11 protein-coding genes are annotated in these 12,920 nt (G+C 69.7%); 5 read left to right on the forward strand and 6 right to left on the reverse strand.

Translation table 11 applies throughout. The features are described 5' to 3' along the window. The 4 genes from ACGFX4_RS19905 to ACGFX4_RS19920 form a co-directional block, all read right to left on the reverse strand. Positions 1-3,538: AAA family ATPase (locus ACGFX4_RS19905; protein ID WP_393075888.1), on the reverse strand; the 3,538-nt coding region annotated here is incomplete at its 3' end. 204 nt (positions 3,539-3,742) lie between these two features. Further along, positions 3,743-4,612, reverse strand: a complete 870-nt coding sequence (locus ACGFX4_RS19910; protein WP_393075891.1) for a hypothetical protein — start codon at positions 4,610-4,612, stop codon at positions 3,743-3,745. A 340-nt stretch (positions 4,613-4,952) separates the two neighbouring features. Then, positions 4,953-5,177 (reverse strand): IS3 family transposase, encoded by a 225-nt coding sequence (locus tag ACGFX4_RS19915; protein WP_393075893.1) that lies wholly within the window; start codon positions 5,175-5,177, stop codon positions 4,953-4,955. 20 nt (positions 5,178-5,197) lie between these two features. Beyond that, entirely contained in the window at positions 5,198-6,712 is a 1,515-nt protein-coding gene (locus ACGFX4_RS19920; RefSeq protein WP_393076055.1) for an IS4 family transposase, read from the reverse strand. A gap of 278 nt (positions 6,713-6,990) precedes the next feature. Here ACGFX4_RS19920 and ACGFX4_RS19925 point away from each other — a divergent pair, with 278 nt between their 5' ends. From ACGFX4_RS19925 to ACGFX4_RS19940, 4 genes are all read left to right on the forward strand, one after another. Next, positions 6,991-8,292, forward strand: coding sequence for a hypothetical protein (locus ACGFX4_RS19925; RefSeq protein WP_393075895.1), 1,302 nt, complete (start codon positions 6,991-6,993; stop codon positions 8,290-8,292). Further along, positions 8,285-8,908, forward strand: a complete 624-nt coding sequence (locus ACGFX4_RS19930; protein ID WP_393075897.1) for a hypothetical protein — start codon at positions 8,285-8,287, stop codon at positions 8,906-8,908. The genes ACGFX4_RS19925 and ACGFX4_RS19930 overlap by 8 nt, the downstream gene beginning before the upstream one ends. A 92-nt stretch (positions 8,909-9,000) precedes the next feature. Further along, the gene (locus ACGFX4_RS19935) at positions 9,001-9,258 is read left to right on the forward strand and encodes a hypothetical protein (RefSeq protein WP_393075900.1); all 258 of its coding nucleotides are present in this window, start codon (positions 9,001-9,003) and stop codon (positions 9,256-9,258) included. Between the two features lie 124 nt (positions 9,259-9,382). Then, entirely contained in the window at positions 9,383-10,270 is an 888-nt protein-coding gene (locus tag ACGFX4_RS19940; protein ID WP_393075902.1) for a PIN domain-containing protein, read from the forward strand. 45 nt (positions 10,271-10,315) lie between these two features. Here the strand turns inward: ACGFX4_RS19940 and ACGFX4_RS19945 are convergent, their stop codons facing one another. Both ACGFX4_RS19945 and ACGFX4_RS19950 read right to left on the reverse strand, forming a co-directional pair. Further along, positions 10,316-10,594 (reverse strand): hypothetical protein, encoded by a 279-nt coding sequence (locus ACGFX4_RS19945; RefSeq protein WP_393075905.1) that lies wholly within the window; start codon positions 10,592-10,594, stop codon positions 10,316-10,318. 529 nt (positions 10,595-11,123) lie between these two features. Then, positions 11,124-11,873 (reverse strand): NUDIX domain-containing protein, encoded by a 750-nt coding sequence (locus tag ACGFX4_RS19950; RefSeq protein WP_393075907.1) that lies wholly within the window; start codon positions 11,871-11,873, stop codon positions 11,124-11,126. Between the two features lie 312 nt (positions 11,874-12,185). Here ACGFX4_RS19950 and ACGFX4_RS19955 point away from each other — a divergent pair, with 312 nt between their 5' ends. Next, positions 12,186-12,896 carry a PIG-L deacetylase family protein gene (locus ACGFX4_RS19955; RefSeq protein ID WP_393075909.1) on the forward strand — a complete coding sequence of 237 codons (711 nt, stop codon included), beginning with the start codon at positions 12,186-12,188 and terminating at the stop codon, positions 12,894-12,896. The last annotated feature ends 24 nt before the right edge of the window (positions 12,897-12,920 follow it).

Here is a 12,920-nt window from a genome sequence, read left to right on the forward strand (position 1 = left end):
CGCCGGTGTGGCCTTCCAAGGTGTGTAGACACCGACCGGTGATGAGATTCCAGACGATGGCAGTCCGGTCGCTGCTGGTGGTGACAGCCAGCGGGCCGTCCGGCCCAGCGACCACCGCCACCGCACTCACCACGTCGGTGTGGCCTTCCAGGGTGCGCAGGCGCAGACCGGTCACTGGGTTCCAGACGATGGTGGTCCGGTCGTGGCTGGTGGTGACGGCGAGCGGGCCGTCCGGCCCGGCCACCGTCGCCACCGCCCTCACCCAGTTGGTGTGGCCTTCCAGGGTGTGCAGGCGTCGGCCGGTGATGGGGTTCCAGACCATGGCGGTCCGGTCGTTGCTGGTGGTGACAGCGAGCGGGCCGTCCGGACCGGCCACCGTCGCCACCGCACTCACCGAGCCGGTGTGGCCGGTCAGGGTGTGCAGACGCCGACTGGTGATGAGATTCCAGACGATGGCAGTCCCGTCCCAGCTTGTGGTGACGGCCAGCGGGCCGTCCGGCCCGGCAATCACCGCCACCGCAGTCACCGAGCCGGCGTGGCCTTCCAGGGTGTGCAGACGCCGACCGGTCGCCGGGTTCCAGACCATGGCAGTCCGGTCGTTGCTGGTGGTGACGGCCAGCGGGCCATCCGGACCGGCCACCGTCGCCACCGCAGTCACCGAGCCGGTGTGGCCGGTCGGGGTGTACAGACGCCGACCAGTGATGAGATTCCAGACGATGGCAGTCCCGTTCCAGCTTGTGGTGACGGCCAGCGGGCCGTCCGGCTCGGCAACCACCGCCCTCACTTCGCCGGTGTGGCCTTCCAGAGTGTGCAGGCGCCGACCGGTGATGAGATTCCAGACGATGGCAGTCCGGTCGCTGCTGGTGGTGACAGCCAGCGGGCCGTCCGGCCCAGCAACCACCGCCACCGCACTCACCGAGCCGGTGTGGCCCGTCAGGGTGTGCAGACGCCGGCCGGTCGCCAGGTTCCAGACGATGGCAGTCCGGTCGCTGCTGGTGGTGACGGCCAGCGGGCCGTCCGGGCCGGCAATCACCGCCACCGCAGTTACCGAGCCGGTGTGGCCCATCAGGGTGTGCACTCGGGCGGGGTGGATGCGCCGGGTAGCCCAGCGCGAAGTCAGCGGGGTGGTTGGGGTGGCGGGTGGGGTGTGGCTGATGATGCGGGCCAGGTCCTCCTGCTGCCAGCTGGATGCGTCGAGAGCGAGGAGATCGCGGCGGGCTTCGAGACGGTGCCTGCGCGGATCGTGGGCGGTGGTGGTGCGGTAGATGTGCGCGTTCAGCTGGGCATGTTTGGTGCCTGCCTGCTGGAGGTGGGGGATGAGGTGGTCGGGGTCGGCATGGACCAGGAAGCCAGGGTCTGTGAGGAGCTCGTCGAGGGCAAGGCCGCCCGCGGCCGCGGCGTGTTCGGCTGCGTGGCGGAGCAGGTAGGCGTGAGCGTGTTGCCAGTCGGGGGTCCCGCCTGCGGTGGTGGGGACGGTGCTGATCAGGGTGTAGTGGAGGGCCGCAGGGTCGGTACGAGGCTGGGTGTGGTCGACGAGGGCCTGGTGGAAATAGCGGTAGAGGAGGCGGTGGTCGGTGTCGGGGGTGGTGCGCAGGTAGAAGGCGGCTTTGGTGAGGGCTCGGCGGGTGTCGGCAAGTTGGGGGGTTGGCCGGCCGGGGGCGGGGGGCTGGTGGGTTAGGGCGGCGGCGTGGATGAGGTCGAGGGGCATGCCTTGGCCGCGGGCGTGGCCGAGGGCGGTGAGGACCGGCCCGACCCAGGCTTCGGTGGCGGCGAGGGAGTTGAGGTGGAGGTCGAAGACCTCGGTGACGCTGCAGGGTGGGGGGACCGAGGTGGATGGGTGTGGGGTGGTGTTGAGGTGGTCGGCGTACAGGTAGGCGACGAGGAAGGCCCCGTGGTCGCTGTAGGAGGCGAGCCGTTCGGCGATGCTGCGGGTCTCCTCGGGCGGGTACCGCCAAGGGAGTATTTTGCCCAGGTAGATGCTGAGGTCGTCGGCGAGGGCCCGGCGATCGTCCTCGGTGACGGGGTCGAGGTCGAGGAGCACGTCCGGGTATTCGATCAGGTAGTCGTGCAGGGCCGACAGGGTGTCCCACCACGGCCTGGTGCCGATGAGGACGCGACAGCCGACCGTACTGCTGACGGAGTTGGTGGCGGTGAGCGGCAGGATGAGTTCGTCGAGGACGGCGGCGGGGTTGTCGGCCTCGTCGAGGGCGTCCAGGATCACCACGGTGTCGTGGGCTTCCTGCAGTTCCCGAAGCAGGTCTGCCGTGGATGCCTGCTCTGAAGCGTCGGCGTGTGTCGACGCGTGGGGTCCGGCGTGGCTGGGTTCGGGGTTGTGCTGCCGGTGAAGCTGGTGGCGCAGGGAGTCGGTGATCTGCTGCAGGGTGAGCTGGCGGGCATGGACAGCCAGCACGGTGCCGGGCTGGCGAGGGCGAAAGTCCGGGACGACGCGGGCGACGCGGGCGCCGAACTCTTCAAGTTCGGGATGTAGCAGGCAGGTCGTGACGCCGAGGAGTGCGGATTTGCCGCTGCCGGGGCCGCCGGTGATCACCAGCATCCGACTCGACCGCTCGTCGGTTTCATCGGTCCAGGCCTGGATCTGCCGGAGCTGTGAGGTGCGGCCAGAGAAGAGGATGTCGGTGGCGGTGGGCTGGCCCGCGGCCCGGGTGGCGAAGTGCAGCGGGTCCAGGCCGGGTGAGCAGGCGAGGGCGAATTCGCGCAGCCTCGGGTTCATGCCGGACACGAGGCCTGTGCGGAGGTCCGCGCGGTGGGCAGGGTTGCGGAAGAACGGCTGGGGCTGGGGGTCGGCGTGCACGTGGGGGGTGTGCACGAGGTTCTGGCCCGGGCGCCGTGCGGAGCGGTCGGTGGCGGCGAGGTGGCGGTCGATGGCCCGGGCGAGGGTCGCCACCGGCACGTATTCCTGGTCCGGGCTGATGTCGAGGTCGCCCTCGGTGAGACGGTGCAGGATCTCGGTGGTGGCGGTCGTGAAACGCGCATCGTAGGTGATGGCGTCGGCAGTGCAGGCGCCGATGACCCACACGTTGCGTTGTCCGTTCTGCGGGTGGCGCGTGGCAAGGTCGGCGAGCTGCTGCTGCACAACAGCCTGCCCGGCCCCACATACATCGAGCAGGAACAGCACCTGCCGAGCACTGTTCCTGGCGATGCGCAGAAGGTTCTCGACGCTGAGGCAGGTGTCGTCCAGCAGGTCGTCGCGGGCTTCGCCGCCGACGGCAGCCAGGTACAGTGCGCCACCATCGGTGGGCCGGGCGCCGTGGCCGGCGAAGTGCACGACGAGTGGCTCAACCGGACTGGCCTGCCTGCGCAGTTCGTCCCAGACACGGGTGAACTCCGCCTTGGTGCAGTCCAGCAGCGGGTCCCCGCCCGTGATGGCACCGGCCCGATCCATGGCGAAGGCCAGTTCCTGCACCGCCTCCCGGACGGCCGACAGCGGTTCGAACGCGGTGACGCCGTCGGCCTGGTCGTCCTCGCTCACGTACGGCTCGGGGAAATCTCCGACTCCCGCCACCAGCGCCCTGACCATCGGACCTCCTTCTCACGGCCCGCCGCCGGCCAGACCCTCGTCCGCCCCGGCCCCGGCCGAAGGCCAGCAGCACGGTTCAGGAAGCCGAACCCAGGTCCCGGGGGAAGGCAACAATCCGCCAGTCCCTGCCCCGGAACGTGCCCGGTCCGTGCTTTCAGAGCTGGGCGCGGCCCGCGCGGCGACCCGCCTTCTCCTGATTGTCTGTCAGGAAAGATACGGTGCAACAGCCGCCGCCAGCAGGCCGTTGGCGAGATACCCGCCGATCCCGTGGAACCCGAGACCGTTGTCGCAGGTCTCGTCCGCATCGACGGGAAACACCTCGCCAAGCTTGGGTGGCACAGCCACCACATCACCGACATCCGCGATGTTCACCCACCGCTTCACCCCGGCCGGCCGAGCACCCCGACCCGCGCGCAGCGCCGGGTCCAGGCGGCGGGCAAGCGATGGAACCCGCAGTGGTGAGCCGACCGTCACCAGCAGCTCCACCTGCAGATCTGGGCTAGCGTGCAGGGCCTCGTAGGTGATGTAGGAGCCGAGCGAGTGCGCGATCACCACCACCGGAGCCTCCTGCCGGATCACCCCGGCGACCCGCTCACGTACCAGGTTCCGCCGCTGCGGCCAGGTGGTGTAGGCCTCCACCTCGCGCAGGTTCGCGACGAGCACACGCTCCAGACGGCGGATCGTCTGTTCCCGCAGCATGCCCGACAGGCCGCCGTCCCGCTGGTCGACCAGCCAGCCGAGCATCTGCCGGAGCGGTGCCAGCGCCACGTTCTGGGAGTCTTCCGGTAGCACGGCCCCGGCAGCGGCCAGCCATTCGGCCACCGCCACACGCTCCGCTGGCCCCAGATCATCGAAGGTCATATCGCCACCCGCGGACTGGGCCTGCTCTGGACCATCCGGGCGCAGCAGGTCCGCGTAGTAGGCCATCACCATCTCCGGCGCCTCGACGGACAGCCGGCTCAGGCTCTCGACCAGCCGGGGCCGGCAATCGGCCAGCCGACGTGCCGCCGCCTGCTCCGGAGCTGCCCCGCGGACGTAATTGAAGATCCCGTGCACCAGCACGATCGGCGCCATTGCCCACCCACCTCGTTCACAACTCTCGGGCCCGGGGCCCGGGCCACCCCCGCCCCGGACCTACCCATCCCACGCGCCTCACCACACCACCGGCGGCCCAGATGCCATAGTGCTGCGCCCAGGGCGTTGGCCGGCCTCCACGGCCGTCACGCCGTCGGCGTGGAGGTCGTCACCGAGGCCGAATTGAAGCGGCGCACCACCCGGACCGGGACCTGACCCCCTACAGCACCGCATCCGCCGCGGCCGCGTCCCAATAGCCTGCACCCCCTCGCTCGCCACCCACCCGTTGCCAGCCGGACGCACCCAGGGGTCGGTGAATCGCCCGGGTTCGGTAGAGACCTCAGCTTGTGGTTGTGACCTGTGGTTTTGCGGTTGTGAGGTGGTAGGTGTTCTCGTACTCGACGGGCGGGACGTGGCCTATCTCACCGTGAAGTCGCCGGTGGTTGTACCAATCGATCCACTCGGCGGTGGCGAGCTCGACCTGCGAGAGGGTCCGCCAGGGCCGTCGGGGCTTGATCAGCTCCGTCTTGAACAGCCAATGCCGCGGAGTTAAGCCGCCCTGCACGAAGTCAAGTTAATCAGCCTTCAGTCTGTCGGTGGCAGCCATTCAGGTGCGATCCGGTATCGACCTCGGCCCTCTCTGATCAGCATGGTCTGCTCGGCCCACTGGTTGATCTGGGTGCACAGGCTGCGGTACTTCGCTGTCACGGTGATGCCGAGCGCCCGGCTGATCTCGACGGTTCTCCAGGCTCGGCCGGGGTCGGTGCGCAGGAGGCGGAGGGTGCGCTCTCTGAAGCCCAGGTCGTCGGGCTCGATCTCGTCGCGCCGGAGGACGGCGATGCCGATGAGGCTGATCCTTTGGCTCTTCCGGGGACGGTCCTGAGAGACCAGGGTGTACTTCGAGACCGGGCATTTTACGAGTCTGGCGCTGGTACGTGCACGGCGGGGCGGCAGTAGTGCCCCGAGCACGGCCAGAGTGATGCCGCCCTGGTCGCCGTCTGAATCGAGGACTCCATGCGCAGTGATCACCTGCTCAGTCGCCGCGTGGAGCGCGACAGTGAAGCTGGCGCGGTCCGGGTCTGTGCCCGGCCGGGACTCGACTGCGTCCACCATCGCGCGGCGAAGGCCCTGGTAGACGACCAGGAGTGCCCAGAGTTCCTGTTGCATGCCCACCGGGTCGCGGGGGCGCATGACCCGGCCTGCGAAGAGCGTGTCCTTGAGCGCAAGGAAGGACAGTTCGACCTCCCATCGCTCGTGGTAGAGCGCGATCAACCGGTTCGCCGGATCGGTCCGGTGGTCCAGGAGCGTCGTCGCCAGCCGGTATCGGTCCGCGAAGCGGCTGCCGTCAGCGCAGTCGGCTGTCACATCGGCCTCGATGATCCGGAGGGTGCGGCCGCGCAGGCGGGTCAGGTAGGACCCGTCCGGCAGGACAGCGATCACGGCCGGGCGGCGACGGTAGGCGAGCCGTGCCAGGATCTGGGCTCCGGTGCCGGCCACGTCGTTCAGGAACTCGTCGCCGGAGAAGTTCCGGTCGGCGAGAAGCAGCATGCTCTCGTCCAGAAGCGGCAGCAGTTGCCTCGCGTAGTCGGGTTCGCCGGTGCTCGTCGGTCCGAACACCGATCCGAGCAGGCCGCGGGTGCCGGTCTCGCACAGGGCCATCAGGCGGACGTGCGGGATGCCCTCGATTCCCCGGTGGTGGCGCGTCTTTCCCAGCGCTTCGTGGATCCGGAGGCTGTCGGGGGCCTCCAGGGAGCTGCAGCCGTCGAAGGCGACCGTTCGCCATCTGCGGTAGCTCACTCCGGGCGTCGAAGGTTGTGCCAGCGGGCCGGACACGGTCTCGAACAGCTCCCGGAACGGTGCAGGCCCCAGGCGCCGGCGCACCTCGCGCAGTGCCTTCTCCGAAGGGATCCACGAGACCAGGTCCCGCACCCCAGCAACCAGGTGACTCCACACGCGCAGGTATCCGGCGTCCGGGAAGAGACACATCGCAAGGACGAAGTACACCCCGACGCGAGAGGGGATCAGACGCAGTCTGCGCTGCACCGTCATGGTTCGTTCCAGCACGTCGTCCACCAATTCGAACGGGAGGAGCTGCGTCAGTTCTGGGCCTGTACGAGTGGCGGCCGCGGTCCGGCGACCAGGACGGCGCCCGGTTCTCCCTGATCGAGGGGGCGCTGCGGAAGCAGGCCCGGCTGGTAGAGGTCGCCGAGGCCTACGAGCTGGCTGGGCAGCTGAAGGCGCGGCGCTGCCGTGGGTCACTGCCGTGTACTGGCGTGCAGCCGCCCTGAGGTCACTGCGATCCAGTGGTAAGTGCCGCCGCGCGTGTGTATCGTCGCAGTGCGCGACCGGACGACTGTCGCGGGCAGCTGGGGGCGGCAATGGCTGTGCAACCACCACCGGGACTCGATCACGTCATCGCCCTGCTTGGCGTGCGCTTCCCGGGGGCCGATGAGGACGAACTCAGGCGACTGGCAGACCAGTTGGAGGAGTTCGCCGAGGCGCTGGACAGCGCCCAGGCGGCGGCGGACACGGCGCTCGCCCGGCTGCACGAGGTCTACCGGGGCGACTCCGCCGACAAGCTCGCCGAGCTGTGGAGCACCGTCACCGGGTACTCGAGGGTGACCGCCGAGACCTGCCACATGGCGGCCAAGGTGCTGCGTGCGGCAGCGGTAGTGGTCGAGCTGACCAAGGCCCAGGTCATCACGCAACTCGCCGTTTCCCAGACCCAGTTTGCGAAAGCCTCAGCTGCCGGTTCGTGGCGCGCGGCGGCGGCGCTGCGGGTGCGCCGCAAGATCTTGAACCAGCTGCTGGAGGCGGCGGCCGCCAGGTTCGCCCGAACCGTTGTCCGGCCGATCGAGGATATGGCCGATCAGGCCGCGCAGACGATCCCCCCTACCCCGGCTGGCGGCTCCGGCGGCCAGGGCTTCAGTATCGACCTCGCCCAGCTCGCGGAGTGCGCGGCCAGCCTGCGTGGCGCCGCGGACGACATTGAGTCGCACGGTGCAGGCCTCCGACGGATCACGCAGAGCCTCAAGGCGGGCGAACCACAGGACCCCTTCGGCAAGTTGGCGATCGAGGCCACCGAAAAGATTCGGCGGGCCATTGCCGAAGACGCCGTCGAACGGATCCTCGCCTCGTTCCGCGATACCGCCGCCAAGATGGACAGGCTAGCGAGCAACCTGAACGAGAATGAGGACATCAGCCAAGCGGCGCTGAATACTGGCACCGCGTACAGCCTGCTCAGCCCGCTGCAGCTTCGCGGCGGGCTTTCTGCCCCGCTGAACTCGCCGCGTGTCGGCGGTGACCCTGGGCTTTCCGCGTTCGACTCCCTCAAGCCCAAACTCGGCTCAGCCGGTTTCTACCGATGGCGCAGTACCGGCGCATTCGGTCTCAAAGGGTTCCTGCCGCGCGTCTTGAGTGGCGAGGCGGGCCTCGACGAGGACACAGGCCCCGGTGCCACCCGCTCGCCCGAGCTCGTCCGGGACCAGGTGCGGCAGCTTCTGAACACCGACCTCACAGCGCTCGGCAAACTCGACGAGGCCTCGTTGGAAGAGATCGTGGACACCTTGGACCGGGGCCTCGTCGAACTGCTGGAACGGCTCGACCAACTGCCCACCCCGACGAGTGGGGCTCTGGGCGACGATCTGACGGACAGGCCCACCGGGGAGCATCGTGGCTGAGGACGAGCAGTACGGGGAGGGCTTCGAACCGGACGACCTGTGGCAGAGCAGGGCGTTCGAGCAGGCGAGCAAGATGGCCGAGAAGTTGGGCGACATCCCCACGCCGCGTGTCGTCACCATGCTGGCCACGCTGAACCAAGAGGCCGAGCGCAAACAGCAGCTGAGCATCAAGCGGGCGGAGCTCCAGCACGAGCTGGAGATGGCCAAGCTCAAGGACGGCGAACGGCTCCACGAGCTAAAGATGGCCAAGCTCAAGGACGGCGAACGGCTCCACGAGCTGGAGATGGCCAAGCTCAAGGACGGCGAACGGCTCCACGAGCTGGAGATGGCCAAGCTCAAGGACGCCGATCGACAGCACCTTGTGGGCGTGGCCGCTGGCGTGCTGGTGAGCTTGAGCTGCATCGGCGGCGCGATCTGGTTCGGGGTGGCCGGCCACTACTGGCCGATGGGGCTGCTCGTGGGACCGGTTCTGGTCGTGCTGATCCGGATGTTCCTCCTGCGTACGAGCGAGACGGGGGACACGGCGGCAGTCGGCGGGTTCTTGAGCAAGGCGCTCGGTCGGGCACCTGCGCCGCCGGTGGATCCCGGGCCCGGCGGGATCGGACCGGTGGCGTAGGGCGTCGGGCATCGCTCGGCGTGACTGCGGGCGGGTCACGATTCGGCGACCCGCCCACCGGCCCTTGCACCGGGCTGGGAGGCTGCGGGGCCATGGGCGATGTGGAGCGGGTGTCGGCGGCGCTGCGGTGGCCTGGCCGGGTGCTGACCGTGGCGGGCGCGGTGATGGGCCTGGTGCCGGTGAGCGACGACTGCGGGTCGGTGTTCCAGCCGACGGGCATTCACGCGAGCGGCTTGGTGTGCACCTCGGCCTTGTCGGGTCGGCAGGACACGGTGGTGCTGCTGCTCGTGGTCGGCGTGGCGCTGATGCTGGCCGGGCAGGTTGTGGCGTGGCGGCGCCGACCGAGCTGAGGAATGCAGAAGGCCCCAGCGGTTCGGCGTCATGCTGAGGGCAGGGCAGGGCCTTCTCGTCGTTCATGAGGGGGCTTACGGGAAAGGCCGTAGGTGGACCCCGAGGCGCTGGCATCATCCCGCCATGCACCTCACCCTCCGCCCCGGCACAGACCGGGACCACCTCCTCGTCACGCTCAGCAGGGTTCACGAGAAGGTGAGCAACCTCTACACCAGCGGCCCGCATACTGCGTTCGAGCGGTTGATCTCGTACCTGGAGTGGGCCGACGAAGCTGCAGGCCTACTGGCCCCACTCCTCGCCCCGAAGGACGTCGACAGTCTGGTCTTCACCCGCCGGTACGAGCAGATCTTCGGCAAGTTGGAGGTCCTTGCCTCGCCTGACCTGGTGCGGCTCGCAAACGGCATGCTGAACATTGAGCTCAGGCAACGGACCGAGGACCTCGCCATCGCCGTCGCGTCGTTGAGCCAGGCAATTCGCTTCCGAGTCCAGCCCACGCTCAATGTCGTCTTCGATACCAGCATGTTCTTCAGGCACCCTGAAAAGCTGGAGCTGCTCAGCTTCCGGGACGTGACCAAGGTCTTCGACGGCACCCTGAACCTCATGGTTCCCATAGCGGTGATCGACGAGCTCGACCGTCTCAAGGACAGCCGGGACCGGCACGTTCGCTGGCGCGCCGGACACACGCTCGGCGTCCTGGACGGCCTCTTCCGGAGCGGCGTTTCTTCTGCGGTCTACCGCCAACCTGACTTCTCGGAGACAGCAGCTGGCGGCCTGCCCCACCCCAAGGTCACCGTCGAAGTGCTCGTTGACCCGCCGGGCCACGTGCGGCTGCCCGACACGGACGACGAGATCATTGATCGAGCTCTCGCCGTCCAGCCGATAGCTGCCAGCCCGGTCAAGCTCTTCACCTACGACACGGGCCAGGCGTTGCGGGCGCGCCACGCTGGCCTTGCCGTGAAGAAGCTAGCCCTCCCGCAGGAGGATGAGCCAGCAGCCGACAAGAAGCCCTGAAGCACCCGCCCCGCCGAGCTGATGGCGTCGGGCACGCGGAGGTTCTCAAGGTGTCGGAGGAACAGAGGCCTTTCGCACGGGCCAGCCCTTGATGTCGCGGACGTCGATCACCTCCAGGGCGACCATCACCTCGGACACTGCTCCGCGTGCGGCGGCGACGTCGACCGCTTCGCCGGTCAGGTCCTCGCCGAGGCGGAACGCGAACTCGGTCTCGACCCTCGGGGACACCAGGTCGGCGATGGCGAGCTCGGCCCCGCTGGGGACGGCCATGTAGTCGAGGAGGATGCCGGAGTCCGGTTCGTCGATGCCCATCTGACGGCGCATCGCCTCGGAGGTGAGGCCGACCTTGTGGCCGATCGGCCGGGCCCCGGCCGGGCCCCGGCCGTGATCCGGTGGGCGGCGCCGGCCCACTGGATCCGGTAGGCGTCCGCCAGGTCCAGGCCCGGGCGGCGGACGGTCAGTGCGTCGAGCGGCTCGGCCGTGCGTTCGGCTTGCCACAGGGCGAGGGCTTCCTGCTCGACCCACTGCGGCATCTCGCCGCCCGCTGCCGGATCGGTGCCGACGATGCGTCCGTCGAGGGCGGCACCGAGATAGGCCAGGTGCGGCAGCAGGGGCGGAAGGCCGGCGAACTCGTCGCCGCCCGGTCGCCGCACGGCGGCGGGTGGCGGAGTGACGGGGCCTCGGGAGCGTACGGACATGGCGTCCCCCAGGTGTGAGGTCCTGGTGCAGCGCATCTGCACCGGTGGCCATCACAGCCCGGCGGGCACCGACGGCGGCAGGGCTCACAGGGGGGGGCCGACGGACCGACGGCAGGGCCGACAAGCCCCGGCGGCCGGGATCCAGCCGGGAGTGGTCAGGCCTGGGTGCGCTCGCCGGCATATCGGGAGACGACCATCGGCAGGAAGTCGGCGCAGCGCCCGAGACCGGTCAGGTCCTGCACGCTGCCAACGATCGCGAGCCGGTCCAGCTCGGGACCGGCGCCGCGGGCGTGCTCCTCCTCGGCCAGGATCTCGTGGTGCTTGAGCACCAGGGAGGTCGGGACCGGCGGGGCCAGGAAGTGCACGCCGATGTTGCCGTGCTCGCCGCGGGTGACGCCCCACACGGTCATGTCTTCCGGATCGGCGGTGACACCGATCTCCTCCACCAGCTCCTGCGCGGCGTGCCGCCGCAGCGCCGCCAGGTCGAGGCTCTTGCCGTCGGTCGGCGGCTCTGCCGATCCGCCGGGCAGTGCCCACTGTCCGGGGTGCACAGTGAAGTCGGCGCTCCGGCCGACGACCAGCCCGCCGCCCTCCACTGGCTGCAGCACGGTGACGAAGATCGACGCGGGCAGCCAGGAGCAGCCCTCGATCCGGCGCAGCGCGCGGTAGCGGTAGGTCACCGGCGCCCACGACAGCACCAGGGCGGCATCGTCGTCGTTCGCTTCGACTCCGATACAGGCCACCGCCGGGCCGTCGAACAGGGCTGGCTGCCGGGCCACGGCCTCGTCCCAGAATCGGTCCATGGCCGCTCGTTCCTCGGACGACAACCGGGGAACGGGCACCTGCTCCAGGCGCAGTGCCCGGGCGTCGAAGAACTCAACAGCTGCGGCATCGGTGGCGGTCACCCGACCATCGTGGCAGACCGGATCGCCCCGACCGGCCCCGTCTGCGCAACCGGCCCGGCTGTGCTAGCTTGCCCCGCCTGCGCCCTCCCGCCGCCCACGCGGCACGGACCGTCCCACCGGCCCCGACTGCCACGGACCCGCCACCCGCCTCAGCCCGCCCGGCACCGCGCGGCCTGCGCCCTCCCGCCGTCCATCGGCCCCCTCATGGGCCCTCCCCCGGCTCGCGGTACGGCGGTGTGATGGGTATCCGCCGCCAGACCCCGTACGCCGCCCGGCGGCCTCGGCCCTCCGGCGACTCCAAGGGGAGTGGACATGTCGATCGCCCTGACCGCCAGCGCCCGCGTGGTGGCCGTTGTCGCCCATCCGGATGATGACCTGCTCATGTTCTACGGGACACTGCGCACCTGGAGCGACGCGGGCGCGACCGTCACCGTCATCGTGGCCACCCACGGAGCCAACGGCGTGTCCGTCGCCGACCGCGCCGCCGGCATCACCCTGAACCCCACCCAGCGACTGGTGGAACTCGGGGCCTGCTACCAGGACACCGGCATCGCCGTGGAGTGCCTGGACTTCGAGGACGGCGCGCTGGAGGCCGACCGCGAACTCGTCACCGCCATCGAGACGGCGCTCACCCGGCTGCGCTGCACCGTGCTGCTCACCCACGCACCCCACGGCGGCAACGACCATCAGGACCACCGGGCCGTCGCCCGCGCCGCGCTGAACGCCGCCGCCCGGGTGCCGACCTGCACCACGATCCTGCACGGCAAACCGCACGCCCCCCATCACGACTTCACCACCTCCGTCCTCGTCGACATCACGCCCTACATCGACGACAAGGTCAAGGCGCTGCAGGCCCACGCCTCCCAGGCCGGGCGGTACTACCTCACCGAGGACTACACCCGCTGGCGTGCCACCGGACCGAACTGGTCCCTCCTGCCCGCCCGGGCCGACAGCGAGCGCTCCTTCGAGGAACTCGCGCCCTCGCTTCTCCTGCTCGACCCGCCGACCCACCCGGCCCACTGACTCACGCTCCCGCCCGAGGACCAG

It is taken from the genome of Kitasatospora sp. NPDC048365 (assembly GCF_043200835.1).
GTDB classification, from domain to species: Bacteria; Actinomycetota; Actinomycetes; order Streptomycetales; family Streptomycetaceae; genus Kitasatospora; species Kitasatospora terrestris.